5 protein-coding genes are annotated in these 20508 nt (G+C 43.6%); 2 read left to right on the top strand and 3 right to left on the bottom strand.

The window, feature by feature from the left end; translation table 11 throughout:
• Positions 1 to 31 precede the first annotated feature (31 nt).
• Together H6G03_RS04105 and H6G03_RS04100 are read right to left on the bottom strand one after the other, a co-directional pair.
• A complete protein-coding gene (locus H6G03_RS04105) occupies positions 32 to 2182 on the bottom strand; it encodes a metallophosphoesterase (protein ID WP_199315125.1) in 2151 nt (716 codons plus the stop codon).
• Positions 2183 to 2563: 381 nt separating this feature from the next.
• Positions 2564 to 4897 (bottom strand): tetratricopeptide repeat protein, encoded by a 2334-nt coding sequence (locus tag H6G03_RS04100; protein WP_190462350.1) that lies wholly within the window; start codon positions 4895 to 4897, stop codon positions 2564 to 2566.
• A 561-nt stretch (positions 4898 to 5458) separates the two neighbouring features.
• Here H6G03_RS04100 and H6G03_RS04095 point away from each other — a divergent pair.
• Positions 5459 to 7552 carry an NACHT C-terminal helical domain 2-containing protein gene (locus H6G03_RS04095; protein WP_190462348.1) on the top strand — a complete coding sequence of 698 codons (2094 nt, stop codon included), beginning with the start codon at positions 5459 to 5461 and terminating at the stop codon, positions 7550 to 7552.
• Positions 7553 to 7556: 4 nt separating this feature from the next.
• Positions 7557 to 9794 carry an NB-ARC domain-containing protein gene (locus H6G03_RS04090; protein ID WP_190462346.1) on the top strand — a complete coding sequence of 746 codons (2238 nt, stop codon included), beginning with the start codon at positions 7557 to 7559 and terminating at the stop codon, positions 9792 to 9794.
• A 545-nt stretch (positions 9795 to 10339) separates the two neighbouring features.
• Here the strand turns inward: H6G03_RS04090 and H6G03_RS37775 are convergent.
• Positions 10340 to 20377 (bottom strand): HEAT repeat domain-containing protein, encoded by a 10038-nt coding sequence (locus H6G03_RS37775; protein WP_242060297.1) that lies wholly within the window; start codon positions 20375 to 20377, stop codon positions 10340 to 10342.
• Positions 20378 to 20508 lie beyond the last annotated feature (131 nt).

Below are 20508 nucleotides of genomic sequence, written 5' to 3'. Positions count from 1 at the left end.
TGCACCAAGGCATCAATCGAGTTAGCTGCCGTTATTCGTTCTTTTTTTTTAGAACTGGAGTTAGATAATCTGGAAGGCTTTGTAAATCAATGGCATTACAGCCAAACTCATAAGCCTCCTCAAAAGTTTTATTGTTAGCTAAGGCACGATAAAATCCTTTAGAAAAATTAATTGCAGCTTCATCCCCGATCGCTTGATTCATCCCTACCACATAGTCAATGTGCTGCCTGATTGCCTCTGCCTGTACATCCGAATAACAGGCATTGAGTACCACACACCGCACATGCTTGGTGAGTAATTTGAACAGCCTAGCTAGGGCATCAGTTGACACAAGCTGCACTGTTCCCATTTCATTTTCAAGTGCCAATCCGTTCACTCCTGTTCCATGCCCACAAAAATGAACAATTTCTGGCTCTATGTCGAGAAGGGCATCTTGCAAATCATCAGGACGAACTGCCCATTGCTGCTCTAAGGAAAAGCGATCGCCGTACTTTGCCAGTCGCAACGCAGTCTTGATTTCACGTACCTCTTTATCAAGGCGCAGTCTTGCCTCATTCACTGGACTAGATGCCAGAGTCAAGATGGTACGCTTGGAAGGTAAATCTGGAGTCATGTTTGTGGACTTGGATGTTTCCCAAAAGTGATTAGATTGTTGGTGGATGTTGCCAACTGTAATGTTTTGAGCTTGGACATTCGTGAGAATATTCTGTTGGGGATTCGGGACATTGCCCTGAGTTGCAGTTTTTAACTGACTGGAGGACTGAGCTGCCTGTTTTCTGTTACCATACTGCAACGCAATAGTGTACCTAGGTTTTGGATCATTCTTGTCAACCCACCGGGCATCCGCTGACCAAGCACCATCAACTTTTTCCTTCTTGCGCGTCTCAACGGTCAGTTCTCCAGTTTCCGGATCGAGAGTCAGCAAGTTGTACTGAAGGGGAATGCCTGTCACCTGTTCGTGAGTCGGTGCGCCAAAGGTTCCGGCAGCGATTATCCGCACTCCTCGCTTGGTGTCGTACTGAAAATTCTCATCCTTGGCTTCGTGAATGTGTCCGTGAATGCCAAGCTGGAATCCATGTACCGCTAACTGTTCTAGAAAAGCGGGATTTTTCATGGACTCGGAACCATTGACGGGATGATGCCAAACCGCAATTTTCAGCCAATCGTCGTAGTTCTCACTCAGAATTTGGTCAACAGCATTGGCGATCGCATTCGCATAAATGCCAGCGCGATCGCGGTAATGATGGTCGATTTCCCAGCAGGAGTTGAGGGCAAGGAACAGGATTTTGTCTTCTGGGCAGGGATGGAGGATGGCTTGCTGGCCGTACTCTAGGGGATACGGTTTGCCGTAGACTTTTTTGTAGAAGCGATCGCTGAAGTAGGCAAAGCGCTGTTTGTATTCTGCTTCGTCACAAATCAACGCCCCAGCACCGCCAGCCTCAATGTATCGCCCTTCGGGTAAAGGGTTGGGCAGCTTGCGCTTGGGAAAAAAAGGATAGGCAGCTTCGGATAAGTCCCAGTTGAGGTCGTGGTTGCCAGGAACGATAACGACGCGGTTGGGGTCGAGTCCGTAGCGTTTCACTAGCTTATCCACCAGGTAAAACGCAGCGTCGTACTCGTCCTCAGTGGAACGGTTAGCAATATCGCCGGAAACCACCAGGTAGTTGAGCTGCTTGATATTGAGGTTCTGCGTGAGGTCAGTAGCAAGTTGGGAAAAGTATCGGTTTGCCTGCTCGACGGTTCCCAGATGGATGTCAGACAGGTGGAGGATACGGATACAGTTATCGGAGTCTGCCATGTACTGCTGGTGGTCTTGGCGGAAGGCTTTCACTTCCTGCTGGGTACGTTTTTCTACTGTAGCTTGCAGTTGTTTTTGCTTGTCGAGATAAGCGCGATCGCTTTTGTATTTTTCCTCGATACTGCGGGGAATCAGCACGGCAGTATCGCAATACTGACAGCGAATCTCTAGTTTGCCTGCCTGCACCCGTGTTTCAATTGCTTTTCTATTTCTAACCTCTTCTCCACACTCAGGGCAGTAGAGGCGGATGCGTTCTTGCAGGTCAATACCTTTAGTGTACAGGTGGTTTTTGATAAAGCGGATGAAGGTGACGCGATCGAAGTCGCTTACGCCAGGATAGAAGTAAATCTCTAATTCCCCCGTGCCTTCTGCCACCTGTTGCATGGCAAAACCGAGGTGAGGTCAGCAGTTGTCTATCTGGTGACCATTCTAGTTGAGTGATTACGTCTGTGTCGCACCGGATTTCATGCCGGAGTTTTAATCCAACTAGATTTTTTTCGTTATCGCTCGTCAATTTAGCCCTCCTGAATCAAGTTACCCATATTCAAATCACTGCTCATCTGGGACATTTCATGCCTCTATTTTGGAACAGTGTTCAACAAAATGACGGCCCCCCAAGTTACCCATTCGAGAAAGCTCTCAACCCAGAAGTAGGTAGTGGGAGAGAGTTTGAGAGAAGCGACAAGGCATAGCATAGATAAGAGCGATCGCGTTTTGAAGTTGAAGGGTAGGCAACACTCTTGTGGAGCAGGCATCATGTCCACTTTATTCGGATTGCTCAAGGCTTGCTTGAACTTCGGCAAGGATAGCCTGAATTGTTGGACTATCTGGCAACGCTTCTAAATCAGCGCGTCCTTCACAAATTGCTTGCCTTAAGAAACTTGCAAAATTTCTCCTGAACATAACCATACGGGGATGCTCCGACCCTAATTGGCACTCACCAACCGTCAAAGATTGCACATACAACAATTGCGCTTTGCTGTAGCAACATTGAGCTTCGTATAGTACTGCCAAATTATTAAGAGTGAGTGCTACATCGGGATGCTTTTCTCCAAGCCTGTTTTCCTTCAACTCTAAAGCTCTCAAATACAGAGGTTCGGCTTTGCTATAATGTCCTTGACGATAGTAAACCTTAGCTAGATTATCTAGGTTACTTGCCACGTTAGGATGATTTTCTCCAAGTAAGCGTTCGTTGAGTTCTAATGCTTGCTTATATAGAGGTTCCGCTTCGTTGTAACGACTCTGCTTCCAGTAAAGAAATGCCAGATTATTTAGAGCCGTTGCTACGTGAGGATGATTATATTCAAGCAGACGTTTACTGATTTCTAATGCTTGAAAATAGAGAACTTCTGCTTCGCCATAACGTTTCTGAGATGTGTAAAGATTCGCTAGATTATTGAGCGTAAGTGATACGCCAAGGCTTTCATGACCCAGCAGTTCTTGCCTTAGTTTCAAAGCTTGGAGATAAAGTTGTTCAGCTTCATCGTAGCGTCCCTGATCATCGTAAACCTTAGCTAGATTATCCAGATTAGTTGCAACGTCAGGATGATTTTCTCCAAGCAGGTGTCTATTGAGTTGTAATGCTTGCATATAAAGAGGTTCAGCTTGGCTGTAGCGCCCCTGTTGCCAATAGAGAAATGCTAGATCGTTCATACTTTGTGCCACAGCAGGATGCTCAGAACCAAAGCGGGTTTGAGCAATGGTTAAGCACTTCCTGTGCAAAGTTTCCCCTTGGTCATAAAACCCTTGACGTTCATAGAAACCGCCCAAGATATTAAAATAGCCAACTAAATCCTCATCCATGAGATAGGAAGCTAAATAGTTAGCCACTTCTACCATATGGGGAATGGTGGGGCTGAAGAGGGCAAACTGCTCAAGAGTGAGTGAGTGGCGGTCAGGAATTTGCTTTGCCACTGTTGCCATTGCCGCCGCAAAGGCTCGTTTGAGTTTATCTGCCTCGGCTGACTGTGCCAACTTCTCCTGAAAAAATTCTCGAATCAGTTGATGCAGGCGGTAGGTATCCTCTCCCTGAATTAGATGCAAACCTTCCAACTCGACTCTGGCATCTTCTAGATCTTCAGCGTCTTTACCTGTAGCTACGCTTTCCACCAGTGACCAAGGAATGGGAGCTAAAGCAAACAAACTCAGCAAACAACCTAAATGCTGAGCTTCCTCACTCAACTCCTCCCAACTCAATTCAAAGGCAGCAGCAACTCCTCGCTTAACATTCAGCGTCCATGCCGGGTCATTCTTGTCCCGCTCGAAAGATTCCTGCTTGAGTCTTTTTTTTTCCAGTCGTCGCAGCATTTCTGCCAGAGAAATCTTCCGCTTCTTCACATAGCGCCCTACCAAATTCAGCGCTAGTGGCAAATAGCCCAGCCTTTGACACAGTTCTTTGGCATCTGCTAACTCATGGTTAATCTTTTGTGCTCCAATCCATTCTTGTAAAAGTTCCAACGCGGCTGACTCATCTAACACATCAAGTGTAAATGACTGGGGAAGATCCAACTGCAACCTTGTCGTGATTAGCACCTTGAACCGGGAGGGTTGGGGTGGCAAGTATGGCTCCACCTTTGGGTAATCATTGACATCATCTAGCACCACCAGCACGTTTCCTTCATGCCAGCGCGACCAGCAGAAATCGACTTGGCTCGGTAAGTCCCAGCCCTCCGGTGGGTTAACGCCCAATTTAGCTTGAGCAAATCGCACTATCTGAATGCCAACATCTTCATCCCTCGCCTGTAACCAACAGATACCGCCTGGATAGGTGAGCAATAGCAAATGAAGCAGTGCATACTGGATTGCCAGTTCTGTTTTGCCGACTCCCCCCATACCTTCAATAGCAGCAATTACCACTCGGTTATTCTGCTGCAACATCTGGTGCAGACGTTCGAGTTCCTCGGAACGCCCCACAAACCTAATCGTGCCACTGGAGGGAATATTTTGAGGTATACCTGTCGGATTGAAAGATTCAGGCTGGTTGATACTAATGAACAGGTTCAGAATCTGGCTGATGTCCCCTGTGGTTAAATTGCCGCCAACTTGAACATTCTGGAGAAGGCTCTGCAAAACCTGTTCGGGGTTTGGGCGATCGCTCATACTTTTCGGGCGTTCTGGGGAACTAACAAAGGGTAGAAAACTTCAATCAATATGCTTTTAAGGGCTTCTATACATTGAATCTAAAAGGCCAACTCTTCTGTATTCCAGGACTTTATCGATTAGAGCCGGATAGTTTTCTCAGTCAATAAGGAGCCCTGTCTGCTTCTCTCCAATGATTCCTCCAATACGGCATACACTCTACGCTGCTTGTCTATTGGCAGTAGTTACCGCTAACCCTTGGTTAATCTGACTTGCGACTGCTCGCTCAATCAGATTGAGTTTATAAATGAAAAAGGCCCAGAGTGCTCGCTCATCAACCTAGCTTTCTCCCAGATATGTTCTACTCTCACTCGGTTGTAACCCAGTACCACTCGCCGTGCCAACCCCAGCTCAATGATGTGGCAGATAGGAATTTGAAAGCTGAAAATGTAGATCTGAGCAACTTAATCTGAGTGTTTGAACAGTGTGAGCGAGTGCCCTGACCCCAAAAAAGCTGAACAGACTGCTGCCAGCGACCTGCAAGCGGGTCGAGATATCTACATTGGCAACATCACTCAGATTGTGAATCAGGGTGATGCACCCAAACCAGTTGAGTCGCCCCAGAATAATCTTCCGATTGCTGTTCTAGTCGAGCAGGCGCGATTGCAGGTTTATGACAAGATCCAGCACCAGTGTGGCACCATACAGCTACTGAATATCTCCCATCTAGTTGATCTGGATAATCTCTTTGTCAACGTCAACATTCTGGATGAAATACCTAGTCAGCGCTGGGCAAAGATTTCCGATCACCTGAAAGACTTCGATCCCAGTGCTGATGAGTTTGACCGCTTTTACTTAGGCAAGGTGCGTCAGGAGCGAGTACCGGGACTAGAGGCAGCACAAAAGAATCCTAAACTCATGGTGCTCGGTAAACCAGGGTCAGGGAAAACTACCTTTTTGAAACATCTCGCCATTGAATGTAATAAGGGCAAGTTTCAGGCTAACTGTGTACCGATTTTTATTGGACTGAAAAGGTTTGCTGACAGTGCCAGGAATACAGGCTGTTTCGACCTTCTAAATTACATCAGCCAAGACCTGGAAATTTGTAATATCACTCCTGCGGATGTTGAAAGATTGCTCAAGCAGGGCAGAACGCTAATTTTCTTAGACGGATTAGATGAAATTTTAGAACAAGATAGCGAATTGGTTCGGCAACAAATTACGGCTCTATCCGAGCGATATTTCAAAAATAGGTTTTTGCTCACCTGTCGAACTCAAGCTCAGAAATATAGGTTTAATGGTTTTACTTATGTTGAAATTGCAGATTTCAATCAAGAACAGATTGAAACTTTTGCAAAAAAGTGGTTCGTGGCAGTTACTAGGAAAGTTAAAAATACAGGTTTAGCAAGGGCTGCTGAGTTTATTGAGAAACTGCAACAGCCAGAAAATAATCGGATTAGAGAGCTAGCGGTAACACCGATATTACTTAGTTTAGCTTGCTTAGTCTTTGAAAACCTAGAAGATTTGCCTAAAAATCGAGCAAAGCTATATGAAGAAGGGTTGAACATTTTGTTCATCCGATGGGATGAAGAAAAGGGCGTTCAACGGCAGGAAGTCTATCGGAATCTGTCCTTGTCACATAAAAACAAACTAATGAGTCAGGTTGCAGCTATTATGTTTGAGCAAGGCAACTACTTTTTTGAACAAAGCAAAATTCAACAGCTCATTGCCGACTATCTTGGCACTTTACCTGGTGTCTATACAGAGCCAGAGTCACTACAAACGGATAGTGATGCAGTGTTAAAATCTATTGAGGTACAGCATGGGTTATTGGTAGAACGGTCACAGCGTGTTTACTCCTTCTCCCATCTCACGTTTCAAGAGTACTTTACTGCTAAACAAATTGTTGCGACTTCTGATATTCAAGCTCTGAAACAGCTAGTAAACCACATCGTTGAGCCACGTTGGATAGAAGTCTTTGTGCTAACAGCAGGTATATTACCAAAAGCTGATACTCTGCTAGAGTTAATTAAACAAAAAACTGATACAATAATTGCAACAGATCGGAAATTTAAGCAGTTTTTTAATTGGGTTCAACAGAAATCGTTACTGGTTCCCTACAAACCAGCCGCAGTTCGATTTTTTTACCATGTACTTGCACCTGAATTTGCTGGTGTAATTGAATTTGACCTTGACAATGCCTTTGATATTGCCTGTGTTTTCGATCCTGATTTTGCTCATTCCTTTGAACTTGACCTTGACTATGCCCTTGCAAGCGCTCTTGCTATGGCTGTTGATCCTAATAATCCTAATTCTGACCCTAGCTATGCCCTTGCTATGGCACTTGACCTAAATATTGAACCTGATTTAGCTCAAGCACTTCAACAACTCAATTCTCAACTATCTAACGTGAATAAAGACAAAAAAGCATTTAATTCGTGGTGGCAAGCTAATGGTGAAGCTTGGACTGAGCAATTAAGATACGTGATGATTAAGTATCGCAATATCGGTTACGACTGGCAGTTCGGTGACCGCCACAAGGAATTACTAAAGCAATATTATGATGCCACTGAGTTGCTGGTAGGTTGCCTAAATAGCGGTTGTGAAGTAACTCCTCAAGTGCGACAGGAGATTGAGGAGACTTTGTTTTTGCCTATTGTTGAAATAGATACATGAAGTGATGAGCGTTGATGAAGTGTCTTCAGAAGAGAATTACCCTGACCTCCAACAGATGAAGCAGAGCATTCTTGAGAATGTTCAAGTCGGTGGTAACTTAACCACTGGAGACAATATTCAGAATATCAGCATTTATCAATCTGAACCTCCTAAACCAGTTGGCATCCCTCAAAACATTCCCTACACAGGTGCCACTGACTTTGTAGGACGTTCAAAGGAACTGGAAACCCTACACCAGAAGTTGCAGCGAGCAGACTGCGTAGCAATCTCTGCGATCGCAGGTATGGGAGGAGTAGGTAAAACAGAACTAGCAATTCAATATGCCCTAGCTCACCGAGAAACTTACCAGGGTGGCATTTGCTGGCTCCAAGCACTAGAGCAGGATGTAGGGACTCAGATCGTCAACTTCACCCAAGTTCATTTGGGTTTGAATCCCCCTAAAGACATCAAAGAATTACGCGACCAAGTGCGGTGGTGTTGGCAGCACTGGCAAGAGGGAAATGTCCTTGTCATCCTGGATGATGTTAATGACTACACACAGCTCAAGCCTTACCTGCCACCCCCTGCTTCTCGCTTTCGGGTACTGCTCACCACACGGCTACGATTACTGAAATCCTCAGAACGATTAGAGCTAAATGTCCTCGCTCCGGACGCGGCAATCGCTTTACTTGAGTCGCTAATTGGGATAGAACGAGTGCAAGGGAAACTAGAAGTTGCCAGAGAGCTGTGCCAGTGGCTAGGCTGTCTGCCTTTAGGACTAGAATTAGTCGGACGCTATCTAGATCGGAAATCTAGTTTGTCTCTAGCAGAAATGCAGCGACGGTTGCATGAGAAACGACTGGAGCAGCAGGCTTTGAAAACGCCTAAGTCAGAATCAGACATGACTGCCCACTTAGGTGTAGCAGCCGCCTTTGAGTTGAGCTGGAAAGAGTTAAGTCCTGCTGCCAAAGAGTTGGGCTGTTTCTTGAGCCTATTCGATTTAGTCCCAATTTCTTGGCTTTTGGTAGAGCAGTGTTTTCCCGATCGCGATCCAGAAGAACTAGAAGAAATCAGGGATGACTTCCTGCTCGACTTACATCTGATTCAGCATGAAGCGAAGGAAACCTATAGGCTCCACGAACTGATTCGGGAATTTTTGCACACCAAGCTTGTTGAGTCCAAGCAAACCAATAATCTCAATCAGGCGATCGCATTGACAATAGCAGCGATCGTCCAGAGAAATCCTGTATGTCTCACTGAAATTTTGAAAAAAAGGTTGCTGGACTGGAGCTTTACCCAAGATATTTCACAACCATCAGCACTTGAATTGGGATGGCAGGTGCGAATAGCAACACAAGCGTGGATCGATGGTATCGGTTCGTTGGCGAATTTAGTTGTGCCTCGACACAATGATGGAAGCCTACCTCCCTTGGGAGTTCGCCTAGTTCAAGTAACCGACACAGACGTTCATTACACCTACTTTCAAACTGGCTGGTATTTTGGAACCGACAGTCTAGAAGATGTTGTTGAATTATCTCCAGAAGTTGAAAAACTTTTTGCGGAGCATGATTCCGGTTTTGCTCCAGAAGTTGAAAAACTTTTCACAATGGGTTGGAACTATTTCACAAGTACTCCACTAAAACAGCAGGCATCAGGGGCTTGGCAACGGACTTTTGAGCAGATAGTCGATTCACTTTCCCAGTTATTGCAGCAGCGATCACTCCCAGTCGAAGCAGGATACCTCTCACTTGAAGCCGCTTGGCACGCAGCACTTCATCTAAGCAAACGCCACCATTCCTATGCCAATCCAATCCCTCTAGATGAGATTGAAGCACATCTATCTAAGGTAAGAAACTCTTGTTTCTCGCTGATGATGCAGCATTGTCTAAACCAACTCAGGATTGAAGTGGAATCCTGCCGTGCAAAGGGTGAGACTTATCTGAGCCTTCCATCTTCTGTCCAAGCTTTCAGAACTACCCAAGTCTTGTCTCCTGAACTATTGCTGGCTTACACAGCAGATATCTATCAGGGAGCCATTGAAGGTTATCAACAACTGGTCAACACATTGTTTCCCAAATTTCTGCCCAAACTCCAACTGGCATCCATCTTACCCGCCCGACTGGTGGGAGTAGTAGTCCCACCCCATCAGGGTTCAGACTCGGTTAGCATAAGTTGGTATTGGGAACGCTTACCCTTTCGAGCGGTGTTTCTTGACAACTCGCGGATTAGCTCTAGGTTTTTTGGCCGGAGTTATTTGGGTTAAAATTTCCCTAATTAACCAGGCCAAAACCATTGGTTTTTCACTGGTAGTTGCTTGTTGAAATTTAGCGATAGCGCGGCGAATAATTCGGCTCTCCCGTACTTGTGGTGATAACACAAGCTTACCGCTCTTGTGTCACTCTAACGCTCTTCTGTCACTCTGATGAGAGAAAAATATCAGCCAAATCGTGAGAAGCTTCCCTAGTGAATGATTTAGCGATCGCAAGCTGATAGAAACGTTGAAACGTAGCGAAGGTTGCTACAAGTCGTTCTGCATAATAATTTCAGCTTTTTCTCTGCTGAAAGTGACAGAAGAGCGGTATAATCTAGCTGGATCGAGGTTTTCAGCCTTATGTGCCCAGCAAAAATGTATAAGTCGCTACTTTTTCCGCCAAACATCCGGGAGAGCCACTTGCTTTTCTAGTCCGTAAGCATCAATCATAAATTGCATTGCTATGATCTCTTCACGTTCGCTCGTCATCCCGTCCCACTTTCGTCTGAGTATATTGAAATTGTTTAACTTTATTATTCCTCTACACAAGCCATTGTCTAGTTCTCAACGTAGCGAAGCGCCAACACATCTTTCATTCGGCTAATTTGGGTAAAAAGATTATGAACTTGCTTGTATTCTTGGCTATTTCGGACATCAATGCTCAGGTTAATCACAGCTTTATCTTGATTGGGTTTGGGTTTGGGTTTAAAATTGCCTTCTGAGATGTTAATGCCGTTAGCTCCTAAATATCCTGTGATCTCGCTGAGCATATTAGCTCGGTTAACGGTCTCAATTTCAACATCGATAGACCAGAGAACAGGGCAGCGACGTTCGCTCGGTATATTTTTTAAATTGTGACACTCTGGACGGTGGATGAAAATGCCACGACCGTTACTTTCAGGAAAGATTTTATTACCTTTGCGCTTAATCAAACTTAAACTCTTAATCAAACCTAGACTTTCTTCATAGTAAACAGGGTTACAACATTTAGCTAAATGGATGCAGCTCTTGCTTATATCTCTTAAAGAGATTGGCGAACCCTTAGAAGGTAAAACATCGGAAGAAATCGCTGTTGCAAGGGATAACATTACAGATTGAGTAGTATAAGTTTGGATTTGTTCCTGCTGATGAGTTTTATCTAATAATTGTTGGAGTATATTTACTATCCGCTTTACTTCTGCTTCATTTTCATACAATTTAATAAGAACTTGCTCAAATGTTTGACACCTTTCTCGTTCAAGCAATGCTTTTATTAAACTAGAACTAATTAACTTTTCAACCTCCTTCCTGTTTATCTGTTTTGTCAGTAAATCCCAACCTCGCTGAACCTTGATTTTATATATTTCATTAGTTACTTTACTCAACTTCAATATACCGTAGTCTGATTTTTGTTCTTCCTTTTTCTTTTTACTTTCTTCTTCGTTCTTTTTACTATCTTCCTTCTTGTTTTTGCTCTCTCCTTCCTTATTAGTCTCACCCGCTTCTTCTACAACAGCATCATTGACTACTAGATTCAACCTGAATGGACCAGACCCTAAAGCTGCCAGTAAATCTTCAATTGCAAGATAATTAAGCGATTCAGCGACGGCCTGCATTACCCCAGACTTAAGCAACATTTCAAAAGCCTTCTTACCCAATTCCTTTTCGAGTAATTCCCGTCCCCGAATAACCATCTCTTCCCGATGTGACTTTTTGTACCATTCAATAATCTTTTTTCGAGCAGACTTAGTTGTAACAAATGGGTGGTTCTTTTGGATATCTTTTGGCTGCTTCAGCCATTCTAAACTGGGGTGACTGTTTTTATTTTTGATGATTTCCACAATATCCCAGTTTTTTAGAGGTGTATTTAGAGCGACCTTTTTTCCATTGATCATCGCTTGATAGCATTGGTTTCCAACTTCTGAATGTATTTGATATGCAAAGTCAATAGGTGTAGGTGCTATCTCAATTTTTTTATTACCCTCTTTAAGGATTAAAACTTCAAGCTTTTTGAGATGACCTTTGGGAGTTAAAACATAAATAAACTTTCGGTTAACATTATAATCTTTGGTTAATTCATTAAGTAATACAACTTTATCTTGAGGCGACAATTCAAAAAAATGATTTTCTAAATTATGTTCATTTGTTTTTATAATTTCTACACTGCTGCTGTTGACAATCTTGAGATTATTAAGCAATTGTTCGATAGCCTTATTGACATATTCTGTATTTTTCCAAGCTTTTTTCTTACTTTTAACTAATAATTCAAGTAGTAAAATAGTTTGATTTTCAGCTTTTTTTCCTATATCAACGTTTGAAATATCAAATTTGCTAGCACGGATTATCCTGCCTAACATATTTACAGAACCCGAATCGCATTCAATCAATAAGTTTACTTGTTGTAGCTGCTGAAGTTCATTGTCCCTTTTTGATGAAGGTCTGGCATAGTTAGCTGTACTCTTGTAAAGTGAATGAGCTGCGTCGCCTACTTCAGCAGCTAAATCCATTTTTTGAGTTCTGATTTGAAACTCTACAACATGAGATTCAGGCTCCTTAAACTTCTCCATATCTGGCTCTATCATTATATTTACATGAATAGACTGATAGCCAGTGGACTTTTTAGGCCGTAAAATGTAATCTCGTATAGGTTCCGCTAAAATTCCTTCACCTTCATAAAGTTTGCCCATAACCTTTACAACATCTAGGGCTTTGTAACATTCATCCTTAGTTTGGGTAATGATACGAAATCCGACCAAATCAATAATTTCATCCAGGTTAACTCTGCGCTCTGTCTTCTTCCTATAGATGCTGTAAGGTGTTTTAGCTCTAGCTTGAAGTTCAAACTGAATATTTTTCTGCCTTAGACGTATTTCAAGCTCCGCTTTTAACAGTAATATAAAGCGTTTTTGATTTGAAAATTTTGAATTAATTAGTTGAGTTATTTCTTGATAATCACTCGGAAATAGAAATCTAAAAGCCAAGCTTTCTATCTCTTGTCGTATCGTATTGAAACCAAACCTTAGAACTAAAGGACAAAGTATATATAAGGCATACTCGGCTATTCTTTTCGCTACTAATGTTGATATTGAATGTAAGATATGCAGTGTTTGTTTAGTAATTAATAGCTCTAGCATCAACAGCTTTTTCAACGATGAGCTATCTGGATTATTGTCTGCTGTTTGTAACAATTGGTGAGCCTGCTCGGAGGAAAACTGCTCACCAATAAAATGCTTTACCGTAAGTCGCCATAGGATCTTTTTAAGTCGCAATCTTACTACATTTAGGATTTCTTCTTTTGGGATTTCTTCTTGTCGCAATGCTTCTTTTTTTCTCGATTCGTCCTGAATCGCTGCATCGTAGTGCTTTTCTACACGCTGAATTAAAGTTTCTGTAATTTCTTCTTTTTCTGAAATTCGTATAGTCTCAAAGTTGAATTCTTTAAAAACTTTGGTCTCTTCAATTAATCCTTGAGTCTCTTGATAAATGATTAAAATTGGTTGCAACTTGTTTTCTATAGCAAGGCTCATAGCTTTTTGATTCTGAGCATTTGCCTCCTCTATCCGACCCGTTATAGCTGTCAATCTTGCCAGATATGTTAGGGCAAGAGCTTCATGATAAGGTGTATGTTGCTGTTCAAAAATTTGTAGAGAATCGTTCAAATACTTCTTAGCTAGAGCGATTTTCCTAAGTTCAAGATAAGTTCGACCAATACTTAATAGAACTCGTGCATAGCTGTGAGGTGTGGAACTAAAGCACACTTTTGCTTGTTGATATGAGTGCAATGCTTCATTGTGATTGCCTTGGCTAATTTTCAAGTCTCCTTGGATAATCAAACGTGAGCCAGAAAGCCCAATATACCGTTCATTGTTCTCTTTTAAATTTTTGATTCCTTCTTCAGATTTTTGTAGATAATCATTGGCTTCTGGCAATCTCCCTATGGTCAACTCAACTCTAGCTAAATTATTATATGTCTTGACCAGCCCATAAACATCATTTCCTTTCTTTTTGAGAGCTAGTGATTCTTCATAACGATTGATAGCTTGCCTATAGAGTCCCTGAGACCGATAAACATCTGCTAAATAATCTAAATCTAGAGCTAAACCATATTCATCATTAATCTGTCGTTTGATTTTGATAGCTTTTTCAAGGTTATTTATAGCTTGTGCGAATTTACCTTGTCTTTCCTGGACAAGACCTAAACGCGAGTAAGATTTTGAGGCTCTATAAATATCTCCTAGCTTCTCAAATGCTTCTGCACTACTACTAAAGAATTCCTCTGCTTTAGAGAAGTTACTTTGATTACGTGCGCTGCTACCCTTGCGATACAAAATTAAAGCACGACCGAGCCGATCTCCAGAGGTAAGGGCTAGATTCTCAGCATGAGTAGCAGCATCTAATGCAGCAGGGTAGTCTCCAAGATCGGTATAACAGCTAATAAGTTTACCTAATGTTCGGATCTGCATAGGAATATCAGGGGGACAACTCTCCTCTGCTATCTTTAGAACCAGATCAAGGTATTTTAGGGCTAGTTTAGGCTGTTTACGATGGAGTATCTTCCCCACATAATACAAAGCAACAGACGCTCCTAATTGATTTTTTTCATGCTCAAACGCTCTGTAAGCTTGTTGGAAAACATCTTCAGCTTCTTTTCCTGTACCCTTTTTCTCTAATTTGCAACCTTTTTCCAAAAGTAGCCAGGGCTTGTTATCAAAAACACTGCTGTCTAGCTCAAGTAGCCATGCTGTTAATCCCGGTAGTCTTTCAGATGGTAGGCGTTCTTTCTGATATATGTAACAAATCAACTCATTCACAACCTGTGCTGCTAAATTAGCTTGCCCAGTTTTATTAAAGTGATAGTAGGCTTCAAGATAAGCACTGCGATCCAAGATTTCTATGGCGCTATTTTTTCCCAACTCCCAATAGTAATGACCAGCTTTTTCATGCCAAGATAACTTTTCGTCTTGAGGATGAGGTGCTTTTTCCCACCAAAATTCACGCATAAGAGGATGCATTTGAAATCTGTCAAAACTTACTGATGTGAGCCATTTTCGTTGTAATAGCGATTCTACAATCTGCTCCTTAATATTCAAACATTTCCAAGCAGAACGTTGAACTGGTATGCGAAACACCGAAAGACGGTGTAAAGCTTCTTTTTCTTCGTTATTAAGATGCTCTGCAATATCTTTTAGGAGTTTCTGATGTAGCTCACTCGCTCCAAATTCCTCATCATACTTTACGGGACGTTCCAGCACATCCTTCAGTAAAGCTCCTCTCCGACACAGGTGAACAATTAAATTTAAGGCAATAGGATGTCCATCTGTGCTTTCAATCACTTTATTCACATCATCAGGAAGCCATTCGAGTCTAGACCCTTCACTTTGCTTATTTATATAGTCAGTTGCTTCGTTGCGTTGAAATCCTTTCATCTCATATTCCTGTACTTTTGCAGCCAGCGATAGCCCCAACCGATCATGTGCTGATAAATGGTCGAGCAGAACAACTCGACTTTTCTGTGCATAAATGCTAAATCGTTCAATGAATGGCTTTAGTTCTGAATGATTAGTATGCTGAAAATTGTCAATAAAAATAACATATTTATTAATTTTGCTAGAACTTATTACCTGAACTAGCGTAGGAATCTTTTTCTGAGACTCTATCTTTTGTTCGTCATACGTCGTGATAAAACCGTATTCCCCATTTGCTTTTAAGAATTCATTTATCTGAAATAGCAGTTCATCAAGGGTTAGTTCTTCTTTATCCAACCACAGTACTTTGTATTCTTCGCTCAGTGCCTTGGCAACTTTTGCTGATACATAGGTTTTTCCAACCCCTGGGGTTCCGTATACGAGTACAACACGGGACTCTAGAACTTTCTGCTCAAGTTCGTTTAATTCAGTGGTTCTACCAAAAAAATCAGGAAAATTTGGTGTCGGGGAGATAGAATTTAGCGCACCAGAAGGTTGCTGAATAGATACAGCAACTGTATCTCCCTGATGTGTGCCCTGATTGGTGATGGAACCTTGCTCTACATTATAAAGAAAAGAGTTGGATTGAGTTTCGGGTTCACTGCTACAAGCTGAATTACTTAAACCTTCAAGCTTTGCTAGAATTTCAAAGGCAAAAGCACTAGCGTGGTGTGCAGCGGTTTCCTGAAAGCTAGCAGCATCTAGTTCACTTTTCGCATCAATCAAATTGGCAATACCACGAATAATTAGTGCCGAGACTTGCTGGTTAGCATGAGCCGCTTGCAGCAAACCTCTTCCTTCCATTTCTACTGCTACTGCATCACCATAATTTGACTGAAGAAACTTAAAAATACCGGATTTGGCTGAAGCAACTACCTTTTCCCCGGCAGCAATGGGGGCGACAAATACACGGGGGATTTGATTAGGAGGTGGTATCAGCCGTTGCAGCCAATCTGGTTTTTTGGCTTCGGCTCTGGCTCGTTGTATTATTCGGTAAGCAGATAATCCCACATCGGGTCTAGGTTTAAAGATTGACTCTGCTTTCCCAGACTCATAACCGTAAACTTTCGTAGCTGCTACTACATCACCCAGCCTGACATCTTTGATACCACCTGCAACTCCTACGAATAAGACAATACTGGGATTGAAGTAGGCGATCGCTCGTTCGGCTTCTAAGGCAGCTGCATTATTACCTGCGCCAATTTCCACAATACCAATCTCCCAAGTTTGACCATTCGCTGAGAAGTTCCCTCTTTCATAAACTGTTCCTTGCGGGTGAATTTCTTCTCGCAGGTTGGTTAGATGGGAGCGAACAGCTACGTACTCTACAGGAATAGCAGTGAGAATAATTGCACAGGTCATAGATTGAGGAATTTTCTGTAAATCAACTTGTCTAGCAGCCACAGGCGGCGGTTGTGAAGTTTCCTTTGATTGAGTTTTACTATTACTGGTTGTTATTTCTGATAGTTGAATTTGATAGTAGGGTAAAGGGTTTTGTCCTGGCCCTTGACTCCATTGGGCATCGGGTTTCCAAGCACCGTTAAGTTCTTCCCGGCGACGGGTATGGACGGTTAGTTTATTGCCTTCAAACTTGAGCAGGTTGTACTGCCAGGGATAACCAGGTATCAACTCTCTGGTGGGTGCGCCAAAGGTTCCAGCACAAATTCTGTCTAATTTTCGACCATTGACGCTTATATCATAACGATAGAGGCTAGTTTCAGCTTTATGAATGTGACCGTGCAGGAACAAGCGGAAGCCAGCGACGGCTAGTTGTTCCATAAAGCCTTGATCAGTAATGCGGTCTTCAAAGGCACTGTTGAGGGGATGGTGCCAAACAGCTATTTTGAGGGAATTTCTGTAGTCTGTGTTACGGCGAATCTGGGTGAGGGCGTTGCTGAGGGCCTCCATGTGAATGCTGGCGCGGGTTTTGTAGTGGTGGTCGAGTTGCCAAGCGGAGTTTAGCCCCAAGATTAGCAGGTTTTGCTTTTTTAGGTGGTCTAGGGTAAATTGCTGGTGGTAGTCCAGGGGATAGGGTTTTTGTTTGATGGTTTCATAGAATTGGCTGAAGTGGGCAAAGCGCTGTTTGTATTCGGCTTCGTCTCGGACTCGGATGACGCTTGCACTCTCTTCGATGTAGTGACCGTCTTTTAGTTCTCCGTCGTAGTCTTCGCGGTCAACGAGTCTGTAAGCTTTTCTTGCCAGTTTCCAGTTGAGATCGTGGTTGCCGGGAACGAGGATAATTTGCTCTGGGTTTAGGGGGAAGTCTTGGTGGAAGTTGTGGAGAAATTGTTCGGCGGCTTTGTATTCTTCTTCTGTGGAGTAGTTGGCGATGTCGCCGGAGAGGATGAGAGAGTCTAGGTGAGGGATGGAGAGGTCGTTGTATAAGTCTGTTGCAAGTTGGTTAGACCAAAGGTTGGCTTGATCGGGAGTGCCGAAGTGGAGGTCAGAGAGGTGAAGAATGTACATTAGGGAGGTGGAGGTGGGTTGAGTAGGTGGGATATTAAGTTGGTTAAGGGTGTAGTTGTAGAATTTGCAGCGCTCTTGAACCGCAGATATTGTGTTAAGGATGTAACCAGTGCCAGCTTCTTGCAAAAGCTTGCTGAAGTAAGGTAGCAATTCAGGGCTACCGATTTTCTTTAATGCCTCGGCAGTATTTTGACGAACATCCAACTTCTCATGCTTTAAAGCTTGAACTAGTCCGAAAACAGCTTCCTCACTACCAATTTTCCTTAATGCGGAGACGGCTCTCCTACGAACATCAGGGTTTTCATCACTCAGAGTTTGGATTAGTGGACGTACAGCTTGCTCACAGCGGATGTCTCCCAGCTTAGATACGGCTTTTCCGCGAATGTGAGGGTCATCGAGTTTCAAAGCCGCTAAGAGTTCTGAGATAGATTGCTCACTGCCTATTTCTGCCAGCGCCGGGGCAACTTCTCCACGAATATATGAGTCTCGGTCGTTTGAAGCTTTTCTTAGAGCAGACCTGGCTTCCGGGGTGTCAATTCTCTTTAACGCGGAGATAGCATCCTCACGAATACGAGAGTTGTCGTCTTTTAAAGCCTCAATGAGGGCAGGCACAGCATCCTGACTGCCCATTCTCCCTAGGGCAGAGATAGCGTTCGAGCGAACAAAACGTTCTCTATCCTCCAAAGCATGAATCAACGCAGGTACAGCCTCCTTACTATTGATTGCCCCCAAAGCAGAGGCAGCGTGCCCACGAACAAAACTCTCTTCATCCTCCAAGGCATGAATCAACGCAGGTACAGCCTGCTTACTACCAATTTTTTTTAAGGCACAGGCAGATCTTCCTCGAATTTGAGAGTCTTGATGTTCCAAGGCTTGAATTAGAGCAGGCACAGCTTCTTCGCTACTGACTTTCTCTAACCCAGAAGCAGCACTCTTACGAACATCGGAGCGTTTATCTTTTAAAGCTTCAAAGAGTGCCAACACGGCTGCCTTACTACCAATTTCCCCTAATGCAGAACCAGCACTCTGACGAACATCGGAGCGTTTATCTTTTAAAGCTTCAAAGAGTGCAGATACAGCTTTTTCGCTACCGACTTTCCCTAGTGCGGAAGCAGCACTCTGACAAACAGCAGAGTTCTCATCTTTGAGAGCTTGAGAGAGTTCAGACACAGCTTTTTCGCTACCGACTTTCCCTAATGCAGAGGTAGCGCTCTGACGAACAGCAGAGTTTTCATCCTTGAGGGCTTTAGAGAGTCCAGATACGACTACCTCACTACCGATTCTTCCCAATGCGGAGGCAGCGCTCCAACGAAAATCAGAGCATTCATCACTCAAAGCTTGGAGGAGAGTCGGGATTGCACTATTAGAAAGCGTCATACCCAAAAGCTGGATTTTGAGTAACTGAGGAATTTCTAACTTAGCTACTAAACCCACTGTTTGTTCTTGCCACTCTGGTTTTACCGCCCCTGCCAGCCTTGCCCCTAGCCTCAAATCAACTTCTAAAGCTAACTTTACCACTCGCATCGCCTGCGCCTCATCCTCGACCAACTCCTCCATCAGTGCCAGGGGTTCAGTCCATTTCAGATAATTCAGATAATCCCGCTTTAATTCCTCATCACTGAGGCTTGGTAACAACTTGACTAAACTTTCTGCCGTGTAATATTCCTGAATCAGTTGGTGCGGAAATTGAATCTTTTGATTTTCTGTCCCTCGTTGAATCAAGTGATGATTTAGTAAATCTATAAGCCAACGAATAGCACGATCATCAGGGTATTCAACTTTGCCTTTCAAGAACTGGATGAAAATTTCCTTAGCTTGATGCCTAGTGATAACTAATTGCGGCACTGTGGAGGATTCACCCCGCATCATAACAAATGCTAAGTGTTCCAACAGTTGACGCCACCAGTCCTTGAAATCCCTATAAACGGCAACACTTACTTTTTCGTAAACGTGAGCTTGGCTATTTAGTCTAAGATCACCGTCGTAAACCAGCTGAGTAAACTGCTGAAACATCCAGCCCAAACTAGGTATTAGCTTCCCTATCTTTCCGAACAGGGAACACAGCATCATCAACAGCAGAGGTGTTTGCCCAAACTCCCGCAACCGACTGCCTAACTGCGAAAGCATCTGCTCTCCTTGCTGTGGCAGATAGGCGCGGACAAACTGCCGCATCTGTGCTTGCGTCAGGGGTTGCATTTCCAGCTTCTTGGTAATACCGAGGTCGTCCCCTACCCCCAAATCCCGCGTCGTGAAAACCATCAACGTGGTCTTTTGGTAGTTCTGCCGAAAGGTCTTCAAATCACGTCGCGCATCTTCTGAAGGCAATTCATTTAAACCATCTAGTAGCAGCTGTAATTGCCCCTGACGCAGCCAAGTTTTCAGCTTCTCGGCATCTAACTCTAAACTGGGGTCATGCCGTTGCAAAAATTCCTGTACCAACTCCACCACCGAAGTTCGGTAATACCGCAACTCTACCAACACCGGAATTTTCGTCTGCTGTGCCTGCTGTGCTTTTTGTGCTTCTTCTAACAGTAGCCGCGCTAGTGCGGTTGATTTTCCCGAACCAGGACGCCCCACCAGCAATACATGATCTGGGGCATACTTCCGCAACCCTTCCAGCACGTCAAATCGCTCGGTTTTCTGCTGCTCCCTCTCTTCCTTGGCTGGCTGTACCGTCTGCACCATCAGGTTAAAATCAAGCAGATGCGACGGTGCAGCCTCAGCTTGCTGGCATCCCTCCACATCCGTCAGCGTGTAAACGTCCCACCACTGAGCGTATTTTTGGCAGATTGATTCTAGGTAAGCGTCCCAGTTGA

Origin of the sequence: Aerosakkonema funiforme FACHB-1375 (assembly GCF_014696265.1) — a bacterium.
Lineage (GTDB): Bacteria > Cyanobacteriota > Cyanobacteriia > Cyanobacteriales > Aerosakkonemataceae > Aerosakkonema > Aerosakkonema funiforme_A.
The sequence above is the reverse complement of the archived record's forward strand: the minus strand, read 5'-3'. Positions and strand labels throughout refer to the sequence as shown.

Coding starts and splice junctions, on each gene's coding strand:
- H6G03_RS04105 (WP_199315125.1), bottom strand. CDS start 2,182: ATGCAACAGGTGGCAGAAGGCACGGGGGAATTAGAGATTTACTTCTAT.
- H6G03_RS04100 (WP_190462350.1), bottom strand. CDS start 4,897: ATGAGCGATCGCCCAAACCCCGAACAGGTTTTGCAGAGCCTTCTCCAG.
- H6G03_RS04090 (WP_190462346.1), top strand. CDS start 7,557: ATGAGCGTTGATGAAGTGTCTTCAGAAGAGAATTACCCTGACCTCCAA.
- H6G03_RS37775 (WP_242060297.1), bottom strand. CDS start 20,377: ATGGTGCAGACGGTACAGCCAGCCAAGGAAGAGAGGGAGCAGCAGAAA.